General features: G+C 73.5%; 29 protein-coding genes. 11 read left to right on the forward strand and 18 right to left on the reverse strand.

All coding sequences use genetic code 11. The annotated features are described in order from the left end of the window. Entirely contained in the window at positions 1 to 735 is a 735-nt protein-coding gene (gene pssA, locus JQC91_RS14005) for a CDP-diacylglycerol--serine O-phosphatidyltransferase (RefSeq protein WP_203287719.1), read from the forward strand. 96 nt (positions 736 to 831) lie between these two features. On the opposite strand, the gene JQC91_RS14010 is transcribed toward pssA, so the two are convergent. Continuing rightward, positions 832 to 1,449 (reverse strand): GcrA family cell cycle regulator, encoded by a 618-nt coding sequence (locus JQC91_RS14010; RefSeq protein WP_203287722.1) that lies wholly within the window; start codon positions 1,447 to 1,449, stop codon positions 832 to 834. A gap of 159 nt (positions 1,450 to 1,608) precedes the next feature. On the opposite strand from JQC91_RS14010, the gene JQC91_RS14015 reads away from it, so the two are divergent. Beyond that, positions 1,609 to 2,424 carry an ABC transporter permease gene (locus tag JQC91_RS14015; RefSeq protein ID WP_203287724.1) on the forward strand — a complete coding sequence of 272 codons (816 nt, stop codon included), beginning with the start codon at positions 1,609 to 1,611 and terminating at the stop codon, positions 2,422 to 2,424. Here the strand turns inward: JQC91_RS14015 and JQC91_RS14020 are convergent. The 4 genes from JQC91_RS14020 to JQC91_RS14035 form a co-directional block, all read right to left on the reverse strand. Continuing rightward, positions 2,414 to 3,325 carry a DMT family transporter gene (locus JQC91_RS14020; protein ID WP_203287726.1) on the reverse strand — a complete coding sequence of 304 codons (912 nt, stop codon included), beginning with the start codon at positions 3,323 to 3,325 and terminating at the stop codon, positions 2,414 to 2,416. The two genes, JQC91_RS14015 and JQC91_RS14020, sit on opposite strands and share 11 nt — an antisense overlap. A 39-nt stretch (positions 3,326 to 3,364) precedes the next feature. Then, on the reverse strand, positions 3,365 to 3,679 hold the full coding sequence (locus JQC91_RS14025; RefSeq protein WP_203287728.1) for a multidrug efflux SMR transporter: 315 nt from the start codon (positions 3,677 to 3,679) through the stop codon (positions 3,365 to 3,367). 46 nt (positions 3,680 to 3,725) lie between these two features. Next, the gene (gene argF, locus JQC91_RS14030) at positions 3,726 to 4,652 is read right to left on the reverse strand and encodes an ornithine carbamoyltransferase (protein ID WP_203287730.1); all 927 of its coding nucleotides are present in this window, start codon (positions 4,650 to 4,652) and stop codon (positions 3,726 to 3,728) included. Positions 4,653 to 4,724: 72 nt separating this feature from the next. Further along, positions 4,725 to 5,903: an aspartate aminotransferase family protein gene (locus tag JQC91_RS14035; RefSeq protein ID WP_203287732.1), complete on the reverse strand. Its 1,179-nt coding sequence runs from the start codon at positions 5,901 to 5,903 to the stop codon at positions 4,725 to 4,727. Positions 5,904 to 6,082: 179 nt separating this feature from the next. On the opposite strand from JQC91_RS14035, the gene JQC91_RS14040 reads away from it, so the two are divergent. Beyond that, the gene (locus tag JQC91_RS14040) at positions 6,083 to 6,661 is read left to right on the forward strand and encodes a cytochrome P460 family protein (RefSeq protein WP_203287734.1); all 579 of its coding nucleotides are present in this window, start codon (positions 6,083 to 6,085) and stop codon (positions 6,659 to 6,661) included. Here the strand turns inward: JQC91_RS14040 and JQC91_RS14045 are convergent. Further along, positions 6,625 to 7,431, reverse strand: coding sequence for a class I SAM-dependent methyltransferase (locus tag JQC91_RS14045; protein ID WP_203287736.1), 807 nt, complete (start codon positions 7,429 to 7,431; stop codon positions 6,625 to 6,627). The genes JQC91_RS14040 and JQC91_RS14045 overlap by 37 nt on opposite strands. A gap of 109 nt (positions 7,432 to 7,540) precedes the next feature. Here JQC91_RS14045 and JQC91_RS14050 point away from each other — a divergent pair, with 109 nt between their 5' ends. Beyond that, positions 7,541 to 8,236, forward strand: coding sequence for a CDP-alcohol phosphatidyltransferase family protein (locus tag JQC91_RS14050; protein ID WP_203287739.1), 696 nt, complete (start codon positions 7,541 to 7,543; stop codon positions 8,234 to 8,236). Here the strand turns inward: JQC91_RS14050 and JQC91_RS14055 are convergent. From JQC91_RS14055 to JQC91_RS14065, 3 genes are read right to left on the reverse strand one after another with little or no spacing between them, the layout of a single operon-like run. Next, a complete protein-coding gene (locus tag JQC91_RS14055) occupies positions 8,218 to 8,565 on the reverse strand; it encodes a hypothetical protein (protein ID WP_203287741.1) in 348 nt (115 codons plus the stop codon). The two genes, JQC91_RS14050 and JQC91_RS14055, sit on opposite strands and share 19 nt — an antisense overlap. 46 nt (positions 8,566 to 8,611) lie before the next feature. After that, positions 8,612 to 9,028: a CopD family protein gene (locus JQC91_RS14060; protein ID WP_203287742.1), complete on the reverse strand. Its 417-nt coding sequence runs from the start codon at positions 9,026 to 9,028 to the stop codon at positions 8,612 to 8,614. 49 nt (positions 9,029 to 9,077) lie between these two features. Further along, entirely contained in the window at positions 9,078 to 9,770 is a 693-nt protein-coding gene (locus JQC91_RS14065; protein ID WP_238941567.1) for a DUF599 domain-containing protein, read from the reverse strand. Positions 9,771 to 9,890: 120 nt separating this feature from the next. Here JQC91_RS14065 and JQC91_RS14070 point away from each other — a divergent pair, with 120 nt between their 5' ends. From JQC91_RS14070 to JQC91_RS14090, 5 genes are all read left to right on the forward strand, one after another. Continuing rightward, complete coding sequence (locus JQC91_RS14070) at positions 9,891 to 11,318, forward strand: FAD-linked oxidase C-terminal domain-containing protein (protein ID WP_203287743.1); 1,428 nt, start codon at positions 9,891 to 9,893, stop codon at positions 11,316 to 11,318. A gap of 241 nt (positions 11,319 to 11,559) precedes the next feature. After that, positions 11,560 to 12,624: an FAD-binding protein gene (locus tag JQC91_RS14075; protein WP_203288638.1), complete on the forward strand. Its 1,065-nt coding sequence runs from the start codon at positions 11,560 to 11,562 to the stop codon at positions 12,622 to 12,624. After that, the gene (locus tag JQC91_RS14080; RefSeq protein ID WP_203287744.1) at positions 12,624 to 12,965 is read left to right on the forward strand and encodes a hypothetical protein; all 342 of its coding nucleotides are present in this window, start codon (positions 12,624 to 12,626) and stop codon (positions 12,963 to 12,965) included. The genes JQC91_RS14075 and JQC91_RS14080 overlap by 1 nt, the downstream gene beginning before the upstream one ends. Before the next feature lie 20 nt (positions 12,966 to 12,985). Continuing rightward, the gene (glcF, locus tag JQC91_RS14085) at positions 12,986 to 14,392 is read left to right on the forward strand and encodes a glycolate oxidase subunit GlcF (RefSeq protein ID WP_203287745.1); all 1,407 of its coding nucleotides are present in this window, start codon (positions 12,986 to 12,988) and stop codon (positions 14,390 to 14,392) included. 68 nt (positions 14,393 to 14,460) lie between these two features. Further along, on the forward strand, positions 14,461 to 15,255 hold the full coding sequence (locus JQC91_RS14090) for a trypsin-like serine protease (protein WP_203287746.1): 795 nt from the start codon (positions 14,461 to 14,463) through the stop codon (positions 15,253 to 15,255). Between the two features lie 186 nt (positions 15,256 to 15,441). On the opposite strand, the gene JQC91_RS14095 is transcribed toward JQC91_RS14090, so the two are convergent. Further along, positions 15,442 to 16,350 (reverse strand): NmrA family NAD(P)-binding protein, encoded by a 909-nt coding sequence (locus tag JQC91_RS14095; protein WP_203287747.1) that lies wholly within the window; start codon positions 16,348 to 16,350, stop codon positions 15,442 to 15,444. A gap of 31 nt (positions 16,351 to 16,381) precedes the next feature. Then, positions 16,382 to 16,885 carry an ester cyclase gene (locus JQC91_RS14100; RefSeq protein WP_203287748.1) on the reverse strand — a complete coding sequence of 168 codons (504 nt, stop codon included), beginning with the start codon at positions 16,883 to 16,885 and terminating at the stop codon, positions 16,382 to 16,384. A gap of 213 nt (positions 16,886 to 17,098) precedes the next feature. Here JQC91_RS14100 and JQC91_RS14105 point away from each other — a divergent pair, with 213 nt between their 5' ends. Next, positions 17,099 to 17,383 carry a helix-turn-helix domain-containing protein gene (locus tag JQC91_RS14105; RefSeq protein WP_343069981.1) on the forward strand — a complete coding sequence of 95 codons (285 nt, stop codon included), beginning with the start codon at positions 17,099 to 17,101 and terminating at the stop codon, positions 17,381 to 17,383. Between the two features lie 87 nt (positions 17,384 to 17,470). Here the strand turns inward: JQC91_RS14105 and JQC91_RS14110 are convergent, their stop codons facing one another. The 3 genes from JQC91_RS14110 to JQC91_RS14120 are packed head-to-tail and all read right to left on the reverse strand — an operon-like array spanning position 17,471 to position 19,821. Beyond that, complete coding sequence (locus JQC91_RS14110; protein WP_203287750.1) at positions 17,471 to 18,214, reverse strand: lysophospholipid acyltransferase family protein; 744 nt, start codon at positions 18,212 to 18,214, stop codon at positions 17,471 to 17,473. 21 nt (positions 18,215 to 18,235) lie between these two features. Continuing rightward, a complete protein-coding gene (locus tag JQC91_RS14115; protein ID WP_203288640.1) occupies positions 18,236 to 19,129 on the reverse strand; it encodes a cell division protein FtsX in 894 nt (297 codons plus the stop codon). 14 nt (positions 19,130 to 19,143) lie between these two features. Continuing rightward, positions 19,144 to 19,821, reverse strand: a complete 678-nt coding sequence (locus tag JQC91_RS14120) for an ATP-binding cassette domain-containing protein (protein ID WP_203287752.1) — start codon at positions 19,819 to 19,821, stop codon at positions 19,144 to 19,146. Between the two features lie 177 nt (positions 19,822 to 19,998). Between JQC91_RS14120 and JQC91_RS14125 the strand changes: the two genes are divergently transcribed. Next, positions 19,999 to 20,991: a zinc-ribbon domain-containing protein gene (locus JQC91_RS14125; protein WP_203287754.1), complete on the forward strand. Its 993-nt coding sequence runs from the start codon at positions 19,999 to 20,001 to the stop codon at positions 20,989 to 20,991. Positions 20,992 to 20,994: 3 nt separating this feature from the next. Here JQC91_RS14125 and JQC91_RS14130 read toward each other — a convergent pair whose 3' ends face one another. The 4 genes from JQC91_RS14130 to JQC91_RS14145 all read right to left on the reverse strand — a co-directional run bounded on the left by JQC91_RS14130 (position 20,995) and on the right by JQC91_RS14145 (position 26,376). Next, the gene (locus JQC91_RS14130) at positions 20,995 to 23,622 is read right to left on the reverse strand and encodes a DUF4175 family protein (protein WP_203287756.1); all 2,628 of its coding nucleotides are present in this window, start codon (positions 23,620 to 23,622) and stop codon (positions 20,995 to 20,997) included. A gap of 19 nt (positions 23,623 to 23,641) precedes the next feature. Beyond that, a complete protein-coding gene (gene lysA / locus JQC91_RS14135) occupies positions 23,642 to 24,907 on the reverse strand; it encodes a diaminopimelate decarboxylase (protein ID WP_203287758.1) in 1,266 nt (421 codons plus the stop codon). Between the two features lie 63 nt (positions 24,908 to 24,970). Beyond that, positions 24,971 to 25,720 carry a TauD/TfdA family dioxygenase gene (locus JQC91_RS14140; RefSeq protein WP_203287760.1) on the reverse strand — a complete coding sequence of 250 codons (750 nt, stop codon included), beginning with the start codon at positions 25,718 to 25,720 and terminating at the stop codon, positions 24,971 to 24,973. Beyond that, positions 25,717 to 26,376, reverse strand: coding sequence for an HAD-IA family hydrolase (locus JQC91_RS14145; RefSeq protein ID WP_203287763.1), 660 nt, complete (start codon positions 26,374 to 26,376; stop codon positions 25,717 to 25,719). The genes JQC91_RS14140 and JQC91_RS14145 overlap by 4 nt, the downstream gene beginning before the upstream one ends. Between the last annotated feature and the right edge of the window lie 159 nt (positions 26,377 to 26,535).

Here is a 26,535-nt window from a genome sequence, read left to right on the forward strand (position 1 = left end):
ATGGCCGAGCCGCGCCGCTTCGCGCTGACCGCGCTCCTGCCGAACCTCGTGACGATCCTCGGGCTGTGCACGGGGCTGACGGCGGTGCGCTTCGCCTTCGACGGGCAGATGCGGACGGCGGCGGTGCTCTTGGTGGTGGCCGCACTCCTGGACGCCACGGACGGGGCGCTCGCGCGCAAGCTGGACGCGGCGTCGCCGTTCGGGGCCGAGCTGGACTCGCTGTCGGACTTCGTCTGCTTCGGCGTCGCGCCCGCGCTCCTCGTCTACGCGTTCGCGCTGTCGGACGTGTACGGGCTGGGCTGGGTCGCGGCGCTGTTCTTCGCGATCTGCTGCTGCCTCCGGCTGGCGCGGTTCAACGTGGCCGCCAAGGATCCGGACGTGCAGGGGGACGGCTCGTTCCAAGGCGTGCCGGCGCCGGCGGGCGCGATGCTCTGCCTCTTCCCGGTCTTCCTCGACCACGCGGACGTCGTGGACCTGCGCGAGGTGCCGCTGGTGATCGCGCTGTGGGTGCTGTTCGTCGGCGGCCTGATGGTCGCGTCGTTCCGCACGGTCTCGCTCAAGTCGATGCGGGTGAGCCGGGAGAACGCCATCTGGGTCCTGCTCGCCGCCGCCGTCGTCATCGGGCTGATGCTCACCCGCCTATGGCTGTTCTGCGTGCTGGCGAGCGTCCTCTACATGGCGTTGCTCGCGTGGGGCGCGGTGAAGGGGCGGCGGCGTCCGCAGGCCGAGCCGTAGCGCGCCGCGACGACGGGCCGGCGGTGCGCGCGCCGGGCCCACATCTCGCGCATGAGTCTGCGTGCGGAGGGGGCGGCGACAGGCCGCCCTCCTAGGTCACCGCCGCCGGTCGCGGCGCGACGACATCGGCTGGAACGCGACCGACACGTGCGCCTCGCAGTAGGGCTTGCCCGTCTGCGTGGGCAGGCCGCAGAACCAGAACTTCGGCGTGGCGGGGTCGCCGATCGGCCATTTGCAGGTCCGCTCGGTCAACTCCATCAGGCTGATCTTGCGCGCGGTCTTCTCGACCGCGTTCACCTTGGCCAGCGCCTCGGGCGAGATCTCGTTGGCGGAGGGCTGCGGCGGCAGGGGCTGGCCCGCGGCCACGAGCGCCTTGCGCAGCGGCGTGATGTTCGGACCGCGCGGCACGGCGGCCATGGTCCGCGGCTCGTCGTCGTCGTCCTCTTCCTCGACCGCCGGCTCCGGCGCGGGCTCGGGGGCCTTCGCCTCGGCCTTCTCGGGCTTGGGCTTCGTCTCGGCCTTGGGCGCGGCGGAGGCCTTGGCCGGCTCGGCAGGGGTCTCCTCGCCCTTGCGGTTGGACAGGCCGAGGCGGTGCACCTTGCCGATCACGGCGTTGCGGGTCACGCCGCCCAGCTCCTTGGCGATGGTGGAGGCCGAGGCGCCCTCGGCCCACATGCGCTTGAGCGTCTCGACGCGGTCGTCGGTCCAGGCCATGCGAAAACTCTCCAGTCTGCCCGTGCCGGACCCTCGGACGGGTCCGTGCGTTGGCGCAGGGGAGCGTCGCGGCCCCGCCCTTGCGCGAGGCCCTATCATAAGTCCCGCCCCCGCGGTTACAAGCCGCGCCACCCCGCACCGCCCTCCCGGAGCCCGCCCATGTCCGCCACGTCACACCTCTCCCGCGACCAAGGCGTCCGCCGCTTCGGGCGGGTCAACTGGCTGGGGATGTACACGCTGGCCCTGCGCGAGGTGCGACGCTTCATGGCGGTGTGGACGCAGACCCTGCTGGCGCCGCTGGTGACGGCGGCGCTGTTCCTCCTGATCTTCGACCTCGCCATCGGCCCGTCGCGGGAGGCCGTGATGGGCGTCCCCTTCGCCCACTTCCTCGCGCCCGGCATCCTGATGATGACGGTGATCCAGAACAGCTTCGCCAACGTGTCCTCCTCCATCGTGATCTCGAAGGTGCAGGGCAACATCGTCGACACGCTGATGCCGCCGCTCTCGGCCACGGAACTGGTGGTGGGCTACCTCGCCGGGGGCATCCTGCGCGGCGTCGTGGTGGCGGTGGCGGTCGTCGCGGTGATCTTCCCGTTCATCGGGCTGGGCGTGGCGCACCCGTTGGAGGCGCTGCTCTTCGTGGTCCTCGGCGGCGCGTTCCTCGGCGCGCTGGGGATCGTCGCGGCGGTCTTCGCCAACAAGTTCGACCAGATCGCCGCTATCACGAACTTCATCGTGACGCCGCTGTCGTTCCTGTCGGGCACGTTCTACTCGATCGAGGCGCTGCCGCCGGTGATGCAGGCGCTGTCCCACGCGAACCCGGTCTTCTACCTGATCGACGGGCTGCGCCACGCGGTGCTGGGCGTGTCGGACAGCGACCCGGCCTTCGGGGCGCTGGTGGTGACCGGCTCCACCTTGGTCATCTGCGCGGTGGCGTGGTGGATGTTCCGCACCGGCTACCGCCTCAAGTCCTGACCCGCCCCTCCCGCCACGCGAGCAGGGCCGCCCCCGCGAGGATCGTCGCGGCCCCGGCCCAGCCGACCGCGTCGGGCACCGTGCCGAACAGGGCGGCGTCGTAGAGGCCCGCGAACACGAGGGTGAGGTAGCTGAACGGCGTCACGAAGGACGCGTCGGCGCGGGCGATGGCGTTCACGTAGAAGCCCTGCGCCGCGACCATCGTCACCCCCAGCGCGGCCATCGCGCCCCATTGCGCTTGGGTGGGCGGCTGCCAGACGGACAGGGCGACGGCCGTGGCCACGATCAGGGCGAGGCCGTTGGCCCAGACGATGGTGGCGAAGGGGCTCTCGGTGCGGGTGAGGCGCTTCATCACCAAGACCTCCAGCGCCAGCAGGACGGCGGCGCCGAGCGCCACCAGCGCCCCCGTCGAGACCACGCCGCCGCCGGGGCGCAGCAGCAGGGCCGCGCCGCCCAGCGACACGGCAGCGGCGAGCCAGCGCCAGCGTCCGACCCGTTCCCCCAGCAGGGGGATGGCCAGCAGCATCGCCACGACCGGGTTGAGGAAGGAGATCGCCGTCGCCTCGGCCAAAGGGATCATCGTTGTCGCCGCGAACATCAGCGTGACGCCGCCCCAGCCGCAGGCCACGCGCAGCGCATGGACCGGCGCGCGCTTGGCCGAGAGCCGGGGGCGCAGGATCGCGGCGACGGCGAAGACGGCCAGCGCGCCGAAGAGGTAGCGCCCGAAGGTCACCTGCACGATCGGCAGCGCGGGGCCGAGCGCGTCGGTCCCCAGCGCCTTGGACATCAGCGTCGTGGCCGCGATGAGGACGGTCGCGCAGACCATCAGCGCGGCGGCGAAGGCGGGGGCCTGCCGGGCGGGCGCGGGGGTGGCGGTCGCGAGGGGGGCGGGGGCGGCCATGGGCGATGCCTGCACCCGCCGATCCGGACGCGCCAGTCCCTAGGCCGACATCTTGAGCCCCGCGACGCCGCAGACGATGAGCGCGGCGGAGGCGATCTTGAGCGGCGTCAGGTCCTCGCCGAGGACCGCCCAGCCGAGCGCCACGGTTCCGAGCGTGCCGGCGGCGGTCCAGATCGGGTAGCCGATCGAGACGGGGAGGGTCCGCAGGGCCAGCGTCAGGAAGCCGATGCCGAATACCACGGCCACGACGGTCACGGCGGACCAGAGCGGGCGGGTGAACCCGTCCGACAGCTTCATCGACAGGGCGAAGGCCACCTCGAAGGCCGCGGCGAGGGCGAGGTAGATCCAGTGCATCGCATGCCTCCGTCCGTGATCCGGCCGGGTCGCCCCGCCGACGCCCTCACACCCCGAGGCACCACCGCATGACCGCCTTCTGCGCGTGCAGCCGGTTCTCCGCCTCGTCGAAGATCACCGAATGCGGGCCGTCCATGACCTCGGACGTGGCCTCCTCCTCGCGGTGGGCGGGCAGGCAGTGCATGAAGAGCGCGTCGTCCGCGGCGTGGGCCATCAGCGCGGCATTAACCTGATAGGGGCGCAGGAGGTTGTGGCGCCGCTCCCGCGCGGTCTGGCTGTCGTGCATCGACACCCACGTGTCCGCGACCACAAGGTTCGCGCCCTCCACGGCGGTGGCGGCGTCGCGCTCGATCCGCACGGGGCGCCCGGCCTGCGCCGCGAAGCGCATCGGCGCGTCCTCGGGGTCCAGCTGCGCGGGGCCGGAGAAGGTGAGGTCGAAGCCCAGCCGCCCGGCGGCGTGGGCGAAGGAGGCGAAGACGTTGTTGCCGTCGCCGCACCACGTGACGCGCGCGTCCGCGATGGGGCCGCGATGCTCCTCGTAGGTCATGACGTCGGCTATGATCTGGCAGGGGTGGGACTGGTTGGTCAGCCCGTTGATGACCGGTACGTCCGCGTACTCCGCCATCTCGTGGAGCGTGTCCTCCTCGAAGGTGCGGATCATGATGAGGTCGACGTAGCGGCTGAGCACGCGGGCCGTGTCGGCGATGGTCTCGCCGTGGCCCAGCTGCATGTCCGCGCCGGACAGGACCATCGTCTCGGCCCCCATCTGGCGGGCGCCCACGTCGAAGGAAATTCGCGTGCGGGTCGAGGGCTTCTCGAAGATCAGCGCGACCATGCGTCCTGCGAGCGGGGTTTCGTCGTCGGGCGTGCCCTTGGGGCGCCCGGCGCGGGCGGCCTTCATGGCCGCCGCCCGGTCGAGCATGGCGCGGATGTCGCCGGTCTCGGTGTTCGAGATGTCGAGGAAATGGGTCATCGGGAACCTCCCGTGGAGAGGGCCGGGGGCTCTGCCCCCGGACCCCCGGGATATTTCAGGCAAGAGGAAGGATCAGGCCGCCGCGGGCGCGAGCGTCGCCGCCGCGCGGTCGAGGCGGCTCAGCGCCTCGCGGATGTCCGCGTCCTCGATGTTGAGCGCGGGCAGCAGGCGCACCGTGTTGTCCGCCGCGGGCACTGTCAGCAGCTCGGCCCCGTAGCCCGCCTTCACCACGTCGGCGGCGGGCACCTTGCACTTCAGGCCGAGCATCAGGCCGCTGCCGCGCACCAGCTCGAACACGTCAGGATGCGAGGCGACGAGCCCCTCCAACCCTTGCCGCAGCAGCGCGCCCTTGCGCCGGACCTCCGCCAGGAAGTCCTCGGTCGCGACCTCGCGCATCACCGCATTGCCCACCGCGCAGGCGAGTGGGTTGCCCCCGTAGGTCGAGCCGTGGGTGCCCGCCGTCATGCCCTGCGCGGCGCCCTCGGTCGCCAGCACCGCGCCCAGCGGGAAGCCCCCGCCGATGCCCTTGGCCACCATCATGATGTCCGGCGCCACGCCCGCCCATTCGTGGGCGAAGAGCTTGCCCGTCCGGCCCATCCCGCACTGCACCTCGTCGAAGATGACGAGCGTGCCGTGCGCGTCGCAGAGGTCGCGCAAACCCTTCAGGCAGACGTCGGGCACGGGCACGATCCCGCCCTCGCCCTGCACGGGCTCGAGGATCACGGCGGCCACGTCCGGGCCCATCGCGGCCTTCAGCGCCTCGTGATCGCCGAAGGGGACATGGGTGAAGCCGGGCAGCAGTGGGCCGAAGCCCTTCGTCATCTTCTCGGACCCGGCGGCGGCGATGCCCGCGCTGGAGCGCCCGTGGAACGAGCCGGTGAAGGCCACGATCCGCGTCCGCTCCGGGTCGTTCTCGCTGAACCGCTTGCGTGCCATCTTCACCGCCAGCTCGCACGCTTCGGTGCCCGAGTTGGTGAAGAAGCAGGTGTCGGCGAAGGTCGCCTCGACCAGCCGCTCGGCCAGCTCCTCCTGCGCGGGGATGCGGTAAAGGTTGGATGTGTGCCACAGCGCGCCCGCCTGCGCCGTCAGCGCCTCGGTCAACGCGGGATGGGCGTGGCCAAGGACGTTGACCGCGATGCCGGAGCCCAGGTCGAGGAAGCGTCGCCCCGCGTCGTCCACCAGCCACGAGCCGCGGCCCGAGACGAACGCGAGGTCGGCCCGGTTGTAGGTGGGAAGGACGGGGGGGATCATGGTCTCTCTCCTCGAAGGCCCGGCGACCGTCGCCGGGGTCCGCCCGGCGTGACGTCTCGGGCCGCGCCTGTCAACGCGGGGCGCGTCTCACGCGGACGTGTCCGCCCGTGGCCGCCCCGCCCCTCGACCCGCGGCCCCCCGCCGCGCCACACCGGGCGCGCAACCCAAGGGAGACCACCATGAGACCGACCGCCGCCCTCCTCGCCTGCGCCGCGCTCGTCGCGCCCGCCGCCCCTGCCGCCGCGCAGGAGGCCTGCGCACTGCCGGCGGACCGCTACGACATGACCGCCGCGCAGGTCGACGCGCTCTACGACTGCATGGAGGGGCGCATGATTGACGGCTACCAAGCACAGGGCGACGCCGTCGCGATGGCCTACCGCGGCTGGACGCAGGCCTCGACCCGCCCGGCCGTCGCGGGCGTGCACGGCGAGCGGTTCCTCAACACCTTCGTCAACGACGTCGCCGCCGAGCAGTACCTCAGGTTCGAGGAGGGCACGTTCGAGATGCCGGTGGGCTCCGTGCTGGCCAAGGAGATGATCGGCGTGCGCGGGAACGGCGAGGCGCGCCGCGCGCCGCTCCTCATCATGACGAAGGTGGAGGACGCGCCCGAGACGGACGGCTGGCGCTACTCCGGCGTCCAGCCGACGGGGCAGGCCCTCAACGTCAGCCAGTCCTTCTGCCACGACTGCCACGGCGGCTACGACGCCAGCGACTCGATGGGCTACCCGCTGGAGGAGGTCCGCGCCTCCGCCGAGTGAGGCCGCCGGCATAGGAAGAGGGTCTGGCGCCGCCCCGTGACGAGGATGCCGCCAGCCCCCGCGATCCGCTCCGCCGCGAGGTCGGCGACGCGGGCGCGATCCGCCTCGCCCAAGCCGGGCCCGGGCGGGATCGACAGGACGTGCGCCGCCAGCGCGTCCGCATCCTCGATCCGGTAGGTGTCCGCGTGGTCGTGCCGCTCGACGGCGGCGAACCGCGCTGCCAGCAGCGGCGCGGCCACGTCCGCGGCGAAGCGATCGTGCAGGGGCGCGACGGGGTCGTGGCCGTACGCGTCGCGGGTCAGGGCGTTGACCTTCGGCAGGTCGTTCCGGCGGATCGTGGTGACCACGAGCGCGCCGCCGGGAGCGAGCAGCGCCGCCAACGCGTTCAGCGCCGCCCCCGGATCGTCGGCGTGATAGAGGACGTGGGTGCAGGCGATCAGGTCGAACGACCCCGCCGGAAGCCCTGGATCCGCCACGTCCGCCACGACGCCGACGGGCCTCGGCTCGCGGTGGGCGAGCCGCTCCTCGGCGGCCCGGACCATCGCCGGCGACCTGTCGAGCAGCGTCAGCGCCGCACCCGGCGCCACGTCCGCCCCGCCCGCGCGCCACAGCCACCCCGGCCCGCAGCCTGCGTCCAGCACCCGCGCGCCCGGTCCTGCCGCGGGCAGCCGCGCCGCCACCCAGTCCAGCCACCCGACCGTCGCGTGACGGGCGTTGAAGTCCGCCCGGGCGCCCAAGGGGGCGGTCGTCGCGTAGTTGTCCTCGGCCATGCCCCGACCCTCGCACGCGGGCGGGCGGACGGGGAGGGGCGCAACAGGCGGGCGGCGGATCGGCGCCCCTCCCTCGACACGCCCGCGCGGCTCGGGCACGACCCGCCGCATGTGGCCCCGGACCCGCGCCCTCTCCGTGCATCTGCTGACCGCGACGGGCGCGGTCTTCGCGATGTTCGCCCTGCTCGCCGCCGTCGAGGCGAACTGGGCGTGGATGTGGCTCTGGCTGCTGGCGGCGCTCTTCGTGGACGGCATCGACGGCCCGCTCGCGCGCCGCTACGACGTGACCGTGCTGGCGCCGCGCTTCGACGGGGCGCTGCTGGACCTCATCATCGACTACCTCACCTACGTCTTCATCCCGACCTATGCGCTCTACGCGTCCGGCCTCGTGGACGGCTGGGCGGGCTGGGGGATCGTGGCGGTCGTGCCCTTCGCCTCCGCGCTCTACTTCGCGGACGTGCAGATGAAGACGGAGGACGCCTCGTTCGAGGGCTTCCCCGGCTGCTGGAACATGGTGGCGCTCGCCGTCTTCATCCTCACCCCGCCCGCATGGCTGACCCTTCTCTTCGCGGTGGCCCTGTCCGTCGCGATGTTCCTGCCGCTGCGCTTCGTGCATCCCGTGCGGACGGCGACGTGGCGGCCCGTGACGCTGGGGCTGACGGCGGCATGGATGCTCTTGGCGACGTGGGCCACGTTCCGCGCGTTCGACCTGCCGGGCTGGGGCGACGCGCTGTTCGGGCTGGCGACGGTGTGGCTCCTGCTGGCGGGGCTCGCGCAGCAGGTGCTTCAGCGCGGGAGGGCGTAGGGCACCCCGTCGCCCCAGCCGTGGACCGAGTCGCGGGCCCGGACGATCACCGTCCCCGTCCCGTCCGGGATCGCCACGCCGGAGAGCGAACGGGTGAAGGGCTGCTCCTCGACATGCGGGTGGTGGAGGATCCGCAGGCCGAGCTCCGTGCCGTTCTCGGCCTCCACCCGCCACGCGTCGGCGTAGTGGTCCCAGCCTTCGTCCGCATGGGCCACGGTGACGTCGAAGCGCCACGTCTCGCCGGTGCGGGCGGCGGCGATCTCGGTGACGACGGCCTCGCCGGCGAGGGCGGGGACGGGCAGCAGCAGGGCGAGGATCAGGGCACGCATGTCCGCAGCCTAGCGGGCGCGGTCGCGCCCGTCACGGGCGCGGCGGTCACAGCGGCTTGACCACCACGACCCACAGCACCGCGATCGCGCCGAGGACGGAGACCTCGTTGAAGACCCGCAGCCAGCGGTCGGATCGGTCGAACCGCCCGTGCCGGGCATGGGCGACCATCACGCCGGTGTAGGCGTAGTGCCCCGCCAGCAGCGCCACGAGGCCCAGCTTCAGCCAGACCCATGGGTCCATCGCCCAGACCGCGACCCCCATCCAGAGCCCGGTGATCAGCGCGATCACCCCAAGCCCGGCCGAGAACCGGTAGAGGCGGAAGGTCAGGTCGCCCAAGGGCGACAGCGCCTCGCCCGAGGCGGCCCAGTCGCGACGCCAGTAGATCAGCGCGCGCGGCACGGCGAAGATCGACGTCATCCATCCCATGACGCAGAGCAGGTGGATGATCTTGACCCAGTCCATGCCGCGACGGGTGCCGCGCCGGGGGAGGGGGGTCAATCCACCCCCTGCGTCAATCCTCGGTCAGCACCTCGCGCGCGCCGGGGCCGAACTCGCGCCAGCCGATGACCGCCGCGAACCCCGCGAGCGCGACCAGCAGCGCCTCCCACCCCAGCAGCCATGCCAGCGTGACGAGCGCGAGGTAGATGGACCGCAGCCCCCGGTTCAGGACGTGCGCCGCGCGGACGTTCAGCCGCGCGGCCTGGGTGGCGCAGCGGGGCGCGCGGGGGTCCGCGTGGTCCTCGGGCGTCGCGGCCATGATCACCGCGCAGTAGCCGAACAGCCGGTTGGACCAGACGAAGGAGAGGAAGGCGTGGGTCAGCAGCAGCGCCGAGACCACCAGCTTGACCTGCCACGCCCCCGCGCTGCCCGCCGCCACGGGGACGTTCTCGATCAGCATCGCGACGCGGTCCGAGTTGCCCGCCAGCGCCAGCACGCCGCCCAGCGCGAAGAGCGAGCCGGACGCGAAGAACGCCGTGCCCTGCCGCAGGTTGCCCACGATGGCCGCGTCGAAGTTGCGCCCGTCCCGCGTGAGCATCTGGCGCATCCATGCGTGGCGGTGCCGGTCCATCAGCGTCGTGACAGAGGGCCGCCGTCGCGGCGGGTGCTCCACGATCCAAGTCGCGCCCCACCACACCATCGTCAGGACCGTCAGCCCCGCCCAGTCGCCGGGCGTCAGCAGGGGGAGGGACTCCATCATGTCCATCGGGGGATCATGGGGCGGGGCGGGGTGGGATTCGAGGGAAATCGGGGCGGGCGCGCTACATCTTGCCGTGAGGGGGATTGGTAATATAATCTTACCAAATCGACGCCGGAGGCCCGTCCCATGGAAATGCCCGTCCCCCGCGACTTCGTCCTCGCGCGCCGCGCAGAGGTGATCGAGCGACTGCGCGCCGTGCTGCCCGCCGACGCGGTGGTGTCGGACGAGACGGAACTGGTGGCCTACGAGTGCGACGCGCTGACCGCCTACCGCTGCCCGCCCTTGGCCGCCGTGCTGCCGCGCTCGACGGCGGAGGTCGCGGCCGCGCTGCGGGTCTGCCACGACCTGAGGGTGCCGGTGGTGCCGCGCGGGTCGGGGACGTCGCTCGCGGGGGGCGCGCTGCCGACGGCGGACAGCGTGATCATAGGCACCGCGCGGCTGACGGACGTGCTGGAGGTGGACTACGACGACCGGCTGATCCGGGTGCAGACGGGGCGCACGAACCTCTCCGTCACGGGCGAGGTGGAAGCGGACGGGTTCTTCTACGCGCCGGACCCGTCGTCGCAGCTGGCCTGCGCCATCGCGGGCAACATCGGGATGAACTCCGGCGGAGCGCACTGCCTCAAGTACGGGGTCACGACCAACAACCTGCTGGGCGTCACGATGGTCCTGATGGACGGCACGGTCGTGGAGCTGGGCGGGGGCGAGATGGACGCGCAGGGCCTCGACCTGCTGGGCGTGGTCTGCGGCTCGGAGGGGCAGCTGGGCGTCGTGACGGAGGCGACGCTGCGAATCCTGCCCAAGCCCGAGGGGGCGCGGCCCGTGCTGATGGGGTTCGACAGCAACGAGGTGGCGGGCGCCTGCGTGGCCGACATCATCGAGGCGGGCGTCCTGCCCGTGGCCATCGAGTTCATGGACCGCCCGATCATCCGCATCACCGAGGACTTCGCGCAGGCGGGCTACCCCGATTGCGAGGCGCTGCTGATCGTGGAGGTCGAGGGGTCCGAGGACGAGATCGAGGAGCAGCTGGCGACCATCGAGGCCATCGCGCGCCGCCACGACCCGGTCGAGCTGCGCCGGGCGGCGAGCGCGGACGAGAGCGCGGCCATCTGGCTGGGGCGCAAGTCGGCCTTCGGCGCGACGGGGCGGGTGGCGGACTACATCTGCCTCGACGGGACGATCCCGGTCAGCGAGTTGCCGCGCGTCCTCAAGGGGATACGCGACCTGTCGGAGAAGTACGACCTGAAGGTCGGCAACGTGTTCCACGCGGGCGACGGGAACATGCACCCGCTGATCATGTACGACGCGAATGGGGACGGCCAGTTGGAGAAGGTCGAGGCGATGGGGGCCGAGATCCTGAAGCTCTGCGTCGACGTGGGCGGCTGCCTGACGGGCGAGCATGGCGTGGGCGTGGAGAAGCGGGACCTGATGTCCCATCAGTTCGCGCCCGCCGACATGGAGGCGATGATGCGGGTAAAGGACGTGTTCGACCCCGCGTGGCTGCTCAACCCGGCGAAGGTGTTCCCGCTGGCCACCTCGGAGGCGCGGCGGTGAGCACCCCGCGCGTCAAGGGCGCAGGTGGTCCGGTATCCTTACCGCGCGGTGGGGGGGCGCCCCCTGTGCATCCCCCGTGCACCCCCCGTACACCCCCCGTGCATACGCGCGTGCATACGCCCGTTCATATCTCGTTAATTCCTCGGTCGTGGTCGAACCGCCTGATCGCCGATGCGGATCGGGTCGGTCCGGGCGCCTCCGGCGGGAGTATTTCGGCCACGAAGACGGGGGCGGCGCCGTGCTGAGACCGGAGAGCGAAGATGCGCTGGCCGAGATCGTGCGCGGGGCGAACGGGCTGCTCGCGGTGCGTGGGGGCGCGACGCGGCATGTGCCCGGCGCGGGCGAGCCGCTGACGACGGCCGGGATCGCGGGGATCGAACGCTATGAGCCGGGCGCGCTGACGCTGGTGGCGAAGGCGGGGACGCCGGTGGCGGAGATCGAGACCGCGCTGGCCGGGAAGGGGCAGCGGCTGGCTTTCGAGCCGATGGATCATCGGAGGCTGCTGGGGACGGACGGCGCGCCGACGATCGGCGGGGCGGTGGCGATGAACGTCTCGGGGCCGCGCAGGGTGGTGGCGGGGGCGTGCCGGGACTTCCTGCTCGGGTGCCGCTTCGTGGACGGGGAGGGGACCGTCGTCGTGAACGGCGGGCGGGTGATGAAGAACGTGACGGGCTACGACCTGACCCGGCTGATGGCCGGGGCGCGCGGGTCGCTTGGGGTGCTGACGGAGGTGGGGTTCAAGGTGCTGCCCGCGCCGCAGGCCTCGGCGACGCTGACGCTTCCCGTGGCGGATGCGGGGGCCGCCGTGGCGGCGATGTCGGCGGCGCTGACCTCGCCCTTCGAGGTGACGGGCGCCGCGTGGGACGGAACGTCGGTGCTGCTGCGGCAGGAGGGGCTGCCGGGGTCGGTGGACTACCGCGTCGGCGCGCTGTCCGCGCATCTGGCCGCCCACGGGGCCGTGGCCGTCGAGCGCGACCCGGAGGCGGTGGCGGCGACATGGGCCGAGGTGCGGGACGTGGCCGCGTTCCACGGGGGGGACGATGAGGTGTGGCGCGTGCACGTGCGGCCGTCGCGGGCGGCGGAGGTGGTGGCGGCGATGCCGGGACGGGCGGTGATGGACTGGGGCGGGGGGCTGGTCTGGCTGGCCGTGCCACCGGGGACGGAGGTGCGCGGGGCGCTGCCCGCAGGCTATGCGACCTTGGTCCGAGGGCAGGGCGCGGCGCTGCACCCGACGGCGCCGGAGGTGGCGACACTCGAGGCGGGGCTGCGTGCGAGGTTCGACCCCAAGGGGTTGTTCGCGGCCTGATGGAGATCGCGGCGATCCTACTCGGCCCCGCGATCCTCGGCTTCGTGCTGACCGCGGCGATGCCCGATCCGCGGCTCGGGCTGGCGGTGGGCGTCTTCGCTATCGTCCTGTCGGGGCTTATGGCTGCCGCGCCGCTGCCGCCGCCTTCGCCGCCGGACGACTGGTACCGCGGCATTGGGCGCGCGGGCGGCGTGATGGGGCTCGTCGGCGCGGCGGCGGCCACCTCGGCACAGGGCGTCCGGGCGTGGCGCGGCCTCCGACCGGTCGCCTACCTACTCACCCTTCTCGGGCTGACCGTGGTGGCCATCGTGGTGGCGATCGCCCTGCTCAACCGCCTCTAATTCCGTTCGGGAGACCCGACATGCAGACGCTCTTCACCCCCGATCAGCTGCGCGACCCGGATACCGCCCGGTCGAACGAGATCCTGCGGGCCTGCGTGCATTGCGGGTTCTGCACGGCGACTTGCCCGACCTATCAGGTGCTGGGCGACGAGTTGGACAGCCCTCGGGGGCGCATCTACCTCATCAAGCAGATGCTGGAGGAGGGGCGGCCCGCCGACGAGGGCACGGTCAAGCATATCGACCGGTGCCTCTCCTGCCTCGCCTGCATGACGACCTGCCCGTCGGGGGTGCACTACATGCATCTCGTCGACCATGCCCGGGCGCATATCGAGGAGACGTATCGGCGGCCCTTCGTGGAGCGGGCGCTGCGGGAGGTGCTGGCGCGGGTGCTGCCCTATCCGGGGCGGTTCCGGCTGGCGCTGCTGGGGGCGAAGATCGCCAAGCCGTTCCGGGGTCTGGTGCCGGACGCGCGGCTGCGCGCGATGCTGGAGATGGCGCCGAAGCAGGTGCCGCCCGTCAGCCGCAACGACGATCCGCAGGTGTTTCCCGCGCCCGAGCGGAAGATGCGCGTGGCGCTGATGACGGGCTGCGCGCAGAAGGCGCTCAACACCGATATCAACGACGCGACGATCCGCCTGCTGACGCGGCTGGGGGCGGAGGTGGTGGTCCCCGAGGGGATGGGCTGCTGCGGGGCGCTGACGCATCACATGGGGAAGACCGACAGCTCCCACGCCTTCGCGGCGGCCAACATCCGGGCGTGGACGCGCGAGATGGACGGGGACGGGCTGGACGCCATCGTCATCAACACGTCGGGCTGCGGGACGACGGTGAAGGATTACGGGCACATGTTCCGCAACGACCCCTTGGCGGAGGACGCGGCGCGGGTGAGCGCGGTGGCCAAGGACGTGTCGGAGGTGCTGCTGGACCTGCTGCCGGGGGACTTCCCCTTCGTGGAGACGCCGCGCCCCGCGCGGGACGGGGTGGGGTGCGTGCCGCTCGGGCGGGTGCCGGAGGACGCGGGGACGGGGCCGCTGCGGGTGGCGTATCACGCGGCCTGCTCGCTCCAGCACGGGCAGCAGGTGAAGGCGGCGCCCAAGACGCTGCTGAAGCGGGCGGGGTTCGCCGTGGTGGAGCCGCGCGACGCGCATCTGTGCTGCGGGTCGGCGGGGACGTACAACCTGATGCAGCCGGAGATCAGCGGGCAGCTGAGAGCGCGGAAGGTGGCCACGCTCATGGAGCGGCGCCCGGACGTGATCGCGGCGGGCAACATCGGCTGCATGATGCAGATCGGGCGCGATGCGGGCGTGGCGGTGGTGCACACGGTTGAGCTGCTGGATTGGGCGACGGGGGGGCCGGTTCCCCCGGCCTTCGCCACATTCGACGCGGACGCGCCCGAATTGACCCCGGAACCGCCCCGACTGCGGTGATCCCCCGCCCCCCTCGCGCCCGACTCCGGGATGAGTAAGGTCTCCGACGCTGGGACGGAGGACGGGGCATGAACAGGTGGACGAGAGTGGCGATCAGCGCCGCCGTCTTCGTGGCGACCCTCGCCACGCCCGCGACGTCGCAGGGCCTGCGCCAGTTGCAGACCGCCGACGACAGCCGGGGGCTGGAGGCGGTGGGGCGGCTTAACTTCTCGGACACGGGGTTCTGCACGGGCGCGCTGATCACCGCCGAGGTGGTGCTCACGGCGGCGCACTGCCTCTACGACAAGATCACCGGGCGGCGCATCCCTTCCCACGAGATCAGCTTCCACCCCGGCTTCCGGCACGGGCGCGCGGAGGCGGTGCGGTCGATCCGGCGGATCGTGATCCATCCCGACTACGACTTCCACGCCGCCGACCGGCTGAGCCGGGTCGCCGCCGACATGGCGCTGATCGAGCTGGACCATCCCGTCCGCAACGGGCGCGTCCTGCCGTTCCGCACCGCCGAGAGCGTCGGCGCGGGGCAGGCGGTGCAGGTCGTCTCCTACGCGAAGGACCGGGCCGAGGCCCCGTCGGTCGAGGAGGCGTGCCAAGTGCTCACCCGCGACGTGGAGGTGCTGGTGCTGTCCTGCGACGTGGACTTCGGGGCGTCGGGCGCGCCGGTCTTCCTGATGGACGACGGGCGGCGGCGGATCGTTTCGGTGATCTCCGCCAAGGCGGAGTGGGACGGGCGCCCCGTGGCGCTGGCCGCGTCGATGGAGGGCGAGATCGCCAAGCTGATCGACACCTTCGCCCGGACGCCCGCGCTGGGGCCGGTGGCGAAGTCGATCAAGCCGGACACCGTCGAGGACACGGCGACCGAATAGGGACACGCGCGGCGGGGGCCTGGCCCCGACCGGCGCGACGACGCCGCCCCGCTGCCACGGGGCGGCGTCCTTCGTCTGCGTCCAGGGCGCAGGTCCGGCGTCCGGCCGGGGGGGGCATCCGCCCGGGCATCGTGCGGATCGCGCGGGCGGCCGGGCCATGACCGGCCGCGCCCGGCCCACGGAGCCTCACCCCTCCGCGACGGCCTCCCAAGGCACCTGCGCGGCCCAGTCCGCGATGGAGGCGGGCGTCACGCCAAGCTCGCCCGCTCCGTTCGCCCGTCCGCCGCGGGCGAGATCGAGATGACCGGACCCCGGTCCCGACAGCCAGCGGTAGAGAGCCGCGATCTCGGTTCCGACCGGCGCGCCGAGCGCGCCGTTCAGCCCCGCCTCGAACGCGTCCAAGGGCACGGCGGCATATACGTGCTCGACGCCCCTCGCTTGCGTGAACGCCGCCGCGAGCGCGACACCGTCCAGGGCCTCCGGCCCGCCGATGTCGAACGTCCGGCCCACCAAGGCCGGGTTCGCCACCGCCGCCGCGACGCAGGCGGCCGCATCTTCCCATGTGATCCACGCGCAGGGGACGTCCGCCGCCAGCGGATAGGCGATGGTGCGGCTCTGGACGATGCCCGGCGCGGTCCACGGCGCGGCGAGGTTGCCGGCGTAGATCGTCGGCCGCACGGTGACGACGGGCAGCCCGGAGGCGGCGAGCAGGGCGGAGGCCTCGACCTTCACGTCCACGGCCGCCACGCCGACCGGCGCGTCGGGCACGGGCGCGGAGGTGTCGAACGCGATCAGGTCGATCTCGGCCGCGCGCGCCGCCTCGATGACGTTGGCGACGTAGCCGCGGACCAGCGCGGCGTCGAAGGCGAGGGGCAGCAGCAGGACCAGGCGGTCGATCCCGGCGAACGCCGCGTGGAGGCTCGCCGCGTCGTCCATGTCCCCCCGCGCGACCTCCACGGCGGGCGGCAGGCCCGGATCGGATCGTCGCGTGAGGGCCCGGACGGCGAAGCCGCGCGCGAGGAGGGCATCCACGATCGGGCGGCCCTGCATGCCGGTCGCGCCGGTGACGAGAATGCGGACGGGTCCATCGGTCATGGTCAGGATCTCCCTTGGGGCGTCATGGGGCCTAGCGGGCGTCGATCTGGGCGAAGAGCTGGGCCAGCTCCTCGACATGCCACTGCTCGACGAACCGGCCGTCCCGCGCGGCGAAGACGTCGATGCCGGTGATCGAGACCGCGTTGCCGGAGGCGGAAATGCCGAAGAAGGCGCCCTTGTGGTCCCCCTCGAACGTCCAGCGCACCATGGCGCGCGGGTTGCCGTCCGCGTCGGGCGAGATCGGCTCGATCAGGTCGAGCGTGTGGACCGCGCCGGGGAAGCCGGTGGCGAGTTCGGAGAACAGGTCCAGGACGACCTGCGCGTCGCTGGCGGCGGGGGGCGCGGCGGCGGGGCGGTCGTGGTCCTCGAACCCGTCGTCGATCATCGCGGCGTAGGCATCGCGGTCGCCGCGGTCGACGGCGGCGTAGAAGGCCCGGATCATCTCGGCCGCCTCGTTGGCGAAGGCGGGGACGGGGGCCATGAGGCCGAGGCCGAGGACGGATGCGGCGAGGGCGGGGGACGACGGGAGGGACATGGGCGGAAGGCTCCGGAGGGAAGGGCTCTCCGCTCCTCGCCCGTCCTGCCGCCCGCCCGCTACCCGCGCCGGTGTGGGTCACGCACACCCGTGTCCGTGGACCGCCTTCCTGCGGGCGTGTACCGTGCCGCGATGACACGGCGGACCGCCCTCCCGGGGGATGACCTCCCCGCAACCGCAGGCCCGCGCCGGGAAAGCGACTGCGCCGTCGAGGTGACGGTCGCGCTGATCGGGGGGAAGTGGAAGCCGATCCTGCTGTTCCACCTGCTGGAGGGGCCGCGGCGCTACTCGCAGCTGCAGCGCCTCGTGCCTCGGGCGTCCGACCGGATGCTCACCCGCTCGCTGCGCGAACTGGAGGGCGACGGCCTCGTCCGCCGGACCGTGTTCGCCGAGGTGCCGCCGCGCGTCGAGTACGGTCTGACGTCCCATGGCCGGTCGCTCGTGCCGATCCTCGAGGCGATGTCGGTTTGGGGGACGTCGCGGGAGGCCGCTCGCTGAGGCGCTCGAGACGGCCCCCCGTTCCGACGCGCCGCTCGTTCCGAGCGCGAAGCCATCCTGCGCCGCGGTTAGCCCTCCCTTCGCGGGCTAGGCCGCCGCGCGCCGCCCCGCCTCGGTCGCGGCGATGTCGAAGCCGGCCTCGGCCATGAGGCGGTTCGAGCCCTCCTCGATGCGGCGCTCGAGGGTGGCCATGAAGGTCTCGCGGTCGAGGCCCGGCGGGATCGGCTCGAGGAACTCGATGACGGCCGTGCCGGGTCTCCGGGTGATCCCGCGCTTGGGCCAATAGAGCCCCACGTTGCCCGCCACGGGGACGCAGGGCTGTCCGAGCTGCTCGTAGAGGGCGAACGTGCCCGCCTTGTAGGGCAGGTGCGCGCCGGGCGCGGTGCGGGTGCCCTGCGGGTAGATCACGAGCTGGCCGGGGTCGCGGGTGCCGTCGCGGACCTTGGAGACCATGGCCTTCACCGCCTCGGAGCGGCGCCCGCGCTTGACGGTGAGCGTGCCCATCCGCAGCGCGTACCAGCCGACGAAGGGCGTCCACTTGAGCACGTCCTTCATGATGAAGAAGGCGCGCGGCAGGGCCGTGAAGATCATGAACACGTCGAGAAAGGACTGGTGCTTGGCGGCGACGAGGACCTGCCCGGTGGGGACGGGGCCGCGGATCTCGGTGTCGAGGCCGACGATGACGCGGAGCATCCACAGGACGCCGTCGCAGTAGACCTTGCAGACGGCCCACGCCCAGCGGGGCTTGAGCAGCGCGGGCAGGGGCACGGCCACGACCAGCATCCACAGGTACATCAGGACGTTGAAGAGGAGCGAGCGAAGGAACTGCATGGGCGCTCCCCTAGCGCGGGATCACTCGAACCGCGAGAGGGCGCGCAGGGTCGCGGCGCGCGTCGCGGCGAAGGCCACGCCCCCCACCAGCGGCACGAGGAGCAGCGGCAGGATCCACGACGCGCCGCCGAAGGACAGGCCCGTGAGGAAGCCGCCCGCGTCGTCGGCGTCGGGCAGGAACACGATGGCGGCGATGCCGAGCACCGCGCCGACCAGCGCGCCCGCAGCGGCGCGGAGCGTGAAGCGACGGGTGAAGGCGCGGGCGACATAGGCGTCGCGGGCCCCGATCAGGCGCAGCACGCGGATCACCTCGGAGTTGGCGGCGAGCGCGGCGCGCGCGCCCAGCGTGACCATGGCCGCCGTGGTGCCGAGGATCAGGAGCAGCGCGGTCCAGCCGATCAGGCGCAGGCGCGCGGCGGCGGCCACCAAGGGCTCGCGCCAGCGGGTGTGGTCGTCGAGCACGGCGCCGGGCACCTCGGCCCGCAGGCGGGCGCGCAGGCCCTCGAGGTCGAGGTCGCCGTCGTCCACCACCTCGATCAGGCCGGGCAGCGGCAGGGCGTCGAGCGGCAGGTCGGGGCCGAGCCACGGCTCGAGCAGGCGCGCCTGCTCGGACTCGTCGATGACGCGGGTGTCGGCCACGCCGGGGGTGCCCGCGAGGATGGTGGTCACGGCCTGCACCTGCGCGGCCATCTGCTCGGGCGGGGCCGAAAGGCGGATGGTCGAGGCCTGCGCGAGGCTGTCGGCCCAGCGGTCCGCGAGGCGGCCCGTGGCCAGCGTGAGGGCGAGGGCGAAGACGGCGAGGAAGGTCATCGCGGCGGCCGTCGCGACGGTGAGCCAGACGGTGAAGCCCGTGGGCGGGACGACGCGGTCGCCCTGCGCGTCCCCGATGGCGAGGTCGGCGGCGGCGCGGAGCATCGCGGCGGCGCGGCTCAAAGGTCGGCCCCCGCGACTTGGAGCGATCCGCCCGTCAGGCGCAGGACGCGGGTCTGGGCCTGCTGCTTGGCGGCGCGGATGAGGGCGAGGTCGTGGGTCGCCACGAGGATCGTCTTGCCCATGCGGTTCAGCTCCAGCAGCAGCGCGAGCAGGCGCTGGGACATCTGCCAGTCGACGTTGCCCGTGGGTTCGTCGGCGACGATCACCTCCGGGTCCATGATGACGGCGCGGGCGAGGGCCGCGCGCTGGCGCTCGCCGCCCGACAGTTCGGGCGGGCGGGCGTAGAACCGCTCGCGCAGGCCGACCCAGTCGAGCAGCGCGCCGAGGTTTTCGCCGGTCGAGGCGTCGAGGCGGCCGGCGACGGTGAGGGGCAGGGCAATGTTCTCGTGCATGGGCAGGTGGTCGAGGAAGCGGCAGTCCTGGTGCACCACGCCGATGCGGCGCCGCGCGCGGGCGAGGTCGTCGCGGGTCACGTGGCGGCTGTCGGCGCCGAACAGGCGGACCTCGCCGCCGGTGGGCTTGAGGTCGCCGTAGCAGAGGCGGAGCAGCGTCGTCTTGCCGGTGCCGGACGGGCCGGTGAGGAAGTGGAACGAGCCGGGCGCCAAGGTCAGCGACACGGCGTCGAGCAGCGGCCCGTCCCCGTAGCTGAAGCTCGCCCCGTCCAGTTCGATCATCGCCCGTCCCCCGTGGTCCGCGCGGTGCTAGCGGGGCGGCGGCACCCGCGCAATCGGGCGGCGCGCGGCTGCAACAGGTGTGGCCCGCAGGCCCCGCAGCGGCGTCCCGTGCTTGGCCGCCGGGGCGCGGGGGGACTAGTCTGCCCGGCGACCCGGGCACCCGAGAGGTCTGACAGGATGCGACTGATCTGCCCCGACTGCGGGGCGCAGTACGAGATCGCGGCGGAGATGATCCCGCCGGAGGGCCGCGACGTGCAGTGCTCCAACTGCGCGACGACGTGGTTCCAGATGCCGCCCGCGCCGGAATCCGACGCGGCGGAGGCGCCCGAGGGGGCCGCCGATACGCTGGACGCGCAGGAGCAGGACGACGCGGACCTCGGCGACGGCGAGGCGATCGACCCCGACTTCGTGGCCGCCGGGACGGCCCCGCGCCGGGGGCCGGACGCGCGGACGCTGGAGATCCTGCGGCAGGAGCGCGAGTTCAACCGCCGCGCCGCCGAGGCCGCCGCGCGCGGCGCGCCGCCGCCGGAGATGGACGCCGGGCCGGAGGAGGCGCCCGAGCCGGAGGAGGCCGCGCCCGACGCCGCCCCCGCGGCGGAGGCCGCCGAGGCGCAGGACGCGGCGCCGGAGGCGGATGCGCCGCCCGAAGTCGAGCCGGAGGACGACACCCCGGAGGCACGCGCCCGGCGGGAGCGCGACCGCATGGCCGCCGCCGCGGCCTTGGCCCGCGCCCGCGACAAGGCGGCGGAGGCCTCCGCCGATGCCGATGTGGGGGCATCCCCGGCCACGACCCCCCCGACCGCGACGCCTCCCGCCCCGCCAGCGGCGCGGACGGAGCCGACCCCGCCGCCCGCCCAGAAGGCCCGCGTCAGCCGGGCGGGCCGCCTGCCGGAGATCGGCGAGGTGGACGACGACGCGGCCGCGCCGGATCCCGAGCCGGAGGACGACGCGGTCGCGCCGCGCAAGCGCGGGTTCCGCACGGGCTTCGCCGTGGCGCTGCTCGTGCTCGCGCTGGCGACGCTGGTCTACGTGTACGGGCCGCGCCTCGGCACGGCGGTGCCCGGCTTGGCCGACGGGCTGCGCGACTACCGGACGTGGGTGGACGGTCGCCGGGCGGCCTTCGCGCAGGCGGTCGACGGGCTCACCGAGCGGATGCAGATCGAGCGCTGAGGCTCAGAACCGGTCGAGCAGCCGGTCGATGTAGTCGAGTTCCACGTCCGGGCGCCCGCGCTCGCCGGAGCGGCGGCGGAGCTCCTCCAGCAGATCGCGCGCGCGGCGCGCGGCGTCGGGGCCGTCGAGATAGCTCTCCTCGGTGCCGAGCGGTCCGCCCTGTCCCGCGTCGCGGCCCAGCGGGTCGCGGCGGAAGCCGTCGCCGGGGGTGGTCGACGCTTGGCCCTGCCCCTGCTGGGAGGGCGGCTGCTCGCCGGCGAAGGCGCGCCCGAGGGCCTGCATCCCGTCGCGCAGCGCGTCCATCGCCTCGGCTTGGTCGTCGAGCGCGCCGCCGAGGTTGCCGTCGGCGAGGTCGCGCTCGGCCTCGTCCATGGCGCGGCCCGCGCGGCCCAGCGCCTCGCGCGCGGCGTCGCCGTCCGCGCCGCCGGGCACCTGCCGCTCCAGCCCTTCGAGGGCGCGGCGCAGCTCGCGCTGGCGCTGGGCCAGCTCGGAGGGGGAGGTGCCTTGGCCGCTCTCGCCCTCGCCCTCGCCGGCGCCCGACTGCGCGCCCGGCTGGTCGCCGCGGCCCGGCTGCTCGCCTTGGCCCTGCGGCTGGCCGGGCTGCTGGCCCTGACCCTGCTGGCCCTGACCCTGCTGCTGTCCGGGCTGCTGGCCGCCTTGGGGCTGCCCTTGCTGGCCTTCTTGGCCCTGCTGCCCCTCTTGCCCGTCCTGCCCCTGCTCGCCCTGCTGCGGCTCGAACTGCTCCTGCAGCTCGCGGAAGCTGTCGTCGCTCAGCTCCTGCTGCTCGCGCAGCGTGTCGCGCAGGTCGTCCATCGCCTGCTGGCCGGGCTGGGGCTGGCCCTGTCCGCCCTGTCCTTGGGCCACCTGCAGGTTCTCCATCATCTCCTGCAGCTGACGCAGGAGTTCCTGCGCCTCGGCGGTCCGGCCCTGGCGCATCAGTTCCTCGATGCGCTCCATCATCTCGTCGAGCATGTCGGGCGTGACCTCTTGGGTCTCGCCTTGGTTGCCCGCCTGCTCCTGCCCCTGCTGGCCCTGCTGCTGCTGCGCGAGCTGCCGGGTGTAGTCGTCCATCGCACGGCGCATCTCCTCGGTCAGGCGCGCGATCTCCTCCTCCGAGGCGCCGTTGCGGATCGCCTCGGACAGGCGCTCCTGCGCTTGGCGGAGCCGTTCGAGGGCGCCGTCGAGCGAGCCGTCCTCCAGCCGCGTGGCGGCCTGCCAGAGCATGTCGGCGATCTCGTCGCGCGCCTCGGTCGTCAGGTCGCCGTCCGAGAGGCGGCGGATGGCCATGCGGACGATCAGGAAGGCCGAGGGCGCGCCGTCGAAGGCGCCGTCGGCCTGCCACGTCACGGCGCGCAGCACCTGCGCGGTGCGGACGCGGTTCTCGCGCGACCAGAGCAGGTCGCGGCGCATCTCGACCAGGGCGGCAGCGGTGGGGTCGTAGAAGGGGCGTGCCGGAAGGACCATCGCCTCCTCGGTCGTGCCCTCCTGCTCGGCGGCGTCGATGGCCGAGAGCCGCGCGGTCACGGGCAGGCCCGCGAGCGGGTGGAGCGTCAGGTCCTCGCGCAGCACCTCGTGCAGGTCCGACCGGTCGCCGGAGATCGGCAGCGGCAGCTCGAGGTCAAGGGGGGCGTAGCCCTCGGGCTCGACGGCGAGGCCGTGGCGCCGCTCGACGGCGGCGAGGTCGAGGGTCAGCGTGGCGCGGGCGGAAAGAACGCCGAAGTCGTCCGCCGCCTGCCACGGGATGACGGTGGTGTCGGGATGCTCGTAGTCGGGCGTGCCGTCGAGCGCGATCGTCGGCGGCGCGTCGGGCGTGGCGGCCAGCGACCACGTCGGGTCGTCGTCGCCCGGCCCGTCGATGGTAAGCGTGCCGGAGCGGGTGACGGTGAAGTCCTGCAGCGGCTCGGTCGGGTCGGTGACGGCGCGGCCCGAGACGGTCTCGGTGACGGATTGCGCGCCGACCTCGCCGTAGAGGCGCAGGGTGACCTGCGTGCCCTCGGGGATCTCCACCGGGCCGGGGTCGATGTCGTTGAGGTAGAGCGTCGGCAGGCCGGTGTGGCGCGGGGGCTCCAGCCACGCCTCCCACGCGGGGCCGGTGGCGACTTGGCTGGCGACGCCGGGCAGGGCGGGGGCCTGCGGGACGCGGAAGAGCGTGCCGAAGGGCAGGGCGAGAAGCAGCAGGAGCAGGGCGACGTAGCGCAGCGCGTAGGGGTCTCGTCGGCTGACGCGCAGGTCAGGGGCGACGGCGCGGGCGGCGGCGGCGCGCTGGGCCATGCGCCGGCGGTGCGCGGCCCAGACCTCGGCGCTCGCGGGGTCGGCGGCGCCCACGGCCTGGTCGTCGTGGAGCGCGGCGAGGGGGCGGCCGGGAAGCGTGGCGTCGAGGCGGTCCCGCGCGTCCTGCGCGGTGGGCACGCGGAAGGACCGGAGGCCGAGGACCGCGAAGACGAGGGCGACCAGCCCGGCCGCGATCAGGGCGGAGCCTTCCCACAGCGGCGGGATCAGGCCGGAGGCGTGGGCGGCGAGGCCCACGAACAGGGCCGTCCACGCGGGCCAGAAGGCACGCGTGAGACGTTCCGCCCAGAGCCCCGCGCGGGTGAGGGCGATCTGGCGGTGGGCCGGGGTCCGGTCGCTCATGGGAGCGAACGTAGGGCGGTCAGAGCCAATCGGGAACCGTCTCGCGCCGCAACATATCGTCATAGGTGGGACGCGGGCGGATCACCGCCCAGTCCGCGCCGTCCACCAGCACCTCGGGCACCATGGGGCGGGAGTTGTATTCCGAGGACATGACGGCCCCGTAGGCCCCCGCCGAGCGGAAGGCGACGACGTCGCCCGCGCCCACGGCGGCCATGGTGCGGCCCTTGGCGAAGGTGTCGCCGCTCTCGCAGACGGGGCCGACCACGTCGTAGGTCGCGGGTTCGGCGCCGGGGGCGGGCTCGCGCAGGGGGACGATGTCGTGGTGGGCGCCGTACATGGCCGGGCGGATCAGGTCGTTCATCGCCGCGTCGAGGATCAGGAAGTCGCGGCCCTCGCCCTGCTTCACGTAGGTGACGGAGGCGAGCAGGATGCCCGCGTTCCCCGCGATCAGGCGCCCCGGCTCGATCTCGATCTCGCAGCCGAGATGGCCGACCTCGTCGCGGATGACCTGGCCGTATTCGGACGGCACCGGCGGGGCCGCGTTGGAACGCGCGTAGGGGATGCCGAGTCCCCCCCCGAGGTCGAGGCGCTCGATGGAATGGCCGTCGGCGCGCAGGCTCTCGGTCAGGTCGGCCACCTTGCGGTAGGCCTGCCGGAACGGGTCGAGGTCGATCAGCTGGCTGCCGATGTGGACGTCGATGCCGACCACGCGCAGGCCGGGCAGGGCGGCCACCTCGGCATAGGTCTCGCGGGCGCGCGCGATGGGGATGCCGAACTTGTCCTCCTTGCGGCCCGTGGCGATCTTCTCATGGGTCTTGGCGTCGACGTCGGGGTTCACGCGCACGGTCACGGGCACCTCGACGCCCATCTCGGACGCCACGCGGGAGAGGAGGCGGTACTCCGGCTCGGACTCGAGGTTGATCTGGCGGATGCCGTTCCCGAGGACGTGGCGCATCTCGCCTTCCGTCTTGCCGACGCCGGAGAAGACGATGCGCTCGCCTGGCACGCCGGCGGCGCGGGCGCGGCGGTACTCGCCCTCGGACACCACGTCCATGCCCGCGCCCGCGTCGCCGAGCAGCTTGAGCAGGGCCACGTTCGACGCCGCCTTGACCGCGTAGCAGACGAGGTGCGGCCCCCAAGCGAGGGCGTCGTCGAACAGGCGGTAGTGCCGCAGTAGCGTGGCCGCCGAGTAGACGTAGGCGGGGGTGCCGACGACTCGGGCGATCTCGGGCAGGGGGACGTCCTCGGCCTGCAGGACGCCGTCGCGGTAGAGGAAGTGGTCCAAGGCGGCCTCCGGGTCGGGACGCGGGGGCCTTAGCGGGACGGGGCGCGCGGGGGAAGGGCGCCGCTACGCGGCCAAGGGGATCTCGCCCGCGACCATGCCGCGGTGCAGCACGCGCTCGCCCACCGTGCGGGAGTGGTCGCCGCGGTGCAGCGTGCAGCGGTTGTCCCAGATCAGCACCTCGCCGCCGCGCCAGCGGTGGCGCCACTGGTGGGCGGGATCGGTGGCGTGGGCGTAGAGGCGGGGGACCAGGTCGTCCGCACGGGTCCCGTCGGCCAGCGCCAACGCCACGCAGCGTTCGGGCGTGGACAGCCACAGGGCGGTCTTGCCGCTGACCGGGTGGCGGCGGAGCAGCGGGTGCCACGTCTCCGTCTCCTTGCCCTCGCCCGGGTCCACGCCGGTGACGCGGTGGAGGAGGCGGGCGCCGCGGAGGCGGTCGCGGAGATCCGCGTCGAGGCGGTCGTGGGCGTCGAAGAGGTTGGTGAACACGGTCTCGCCCCCGCTCTCGGGGATGCGGTGCCCCTTGAGCGCGGTGAAGGCGGGCGGGGCGGAGACGTAGGACGTGTCGGTATGGAAGACCGAGCGGGGCGGCGTCTTTCGGCCCACGTTGGTGACGAAGTTCAGGCGCGGCTCGCCCTCCAAGGGGGTCTCGCCGTCGGTGAAGGTCAGAGGCCCGAGCGTCTCGAGGAAGTCGGCGAAGGCGCGGTCGGACATCTCCGCACCCTCGACCACGACCACGCCCACGTCGCCCAAGGCCGCGAGCACGGCGTCGGCGCCTGCGCCCGCGTCGAGGCGGGCGGCCTCCCAGTCGCTCATTCGGCGGCCAGCGGCTCGGAGAACACGGCGCGGTCGAGGTTGCCGTCGACGACCCGCGCCTCGCCGAACTCGTGCCCTTCGGTGTTCGCGTTGGGCCACGCCATCACCGTCATGCCCGCCGCCATCGCCGCGGCCACGCCGTCCTCGTTGTCCTCGATCGCGGTGCAGGATTCGGGCGCCACGGCGAGGGTCGCGGCGGCGAGGTGGTAACAGTCGGGCGCGGGCTTGGGCGCGGTGACCTGCTCGGCGGTGACGACCACGTCGAACGCGTCCTCCATCCGCAGCGCGGCGAGGAGGCGGTCGACATTCGCCTTGGAGGTCGTCGTCACGAGGCCCACGGGCATGCCCATCCGGCGCGCGTGCTCGATGGCGTCGGCCACGCCCTCGCGGATCGACGCGCGCCCCTGCGCGAGGTCGTCCTGGAAGATCAGCGACTTGGTGGCGTGCACCGCGTCGGCGTCGACGTCGCGCCCCTCGGCCTCCGCCTGCGCGGCGATGCGCGCCGCGCCGCCCGCGTGGCGGAGCATCCCGCGGTAGGCGTCGCGCTCCCAGACCCACGGGAGCCCGTGCTGGCGGAAGGCGGCGTTGAACGCCTCGCGCTGCAGTTCCGACGTGTCCGCGAGGGTCGAGATGGATCCGAGGAGGAGGGCTTTCATGGCGACGGTCCCTGTTGGGAGGCCGCCCCGGGGGCGGCGGGAGGGGGGGCGCCCGGATGCAGCCGGGGCGGGTGCGACGACTTAGCGCGGGGGCGGCGGGTTCAAGGGGCGCGCGGGGCCGGACCGGTGCGTTTCCGCGCGCGGCCTTGCGCCCGCGCG

It is taken from the genome of Jannaschia sp. Os4 (assembly GCF_016820245.1).
Taxonomy (GTDB): Bacteria; Pseudomonadota; Alphaproteobacteria; order Rhodobacterales; family Rhodobacteraceae; genus Jannaschia.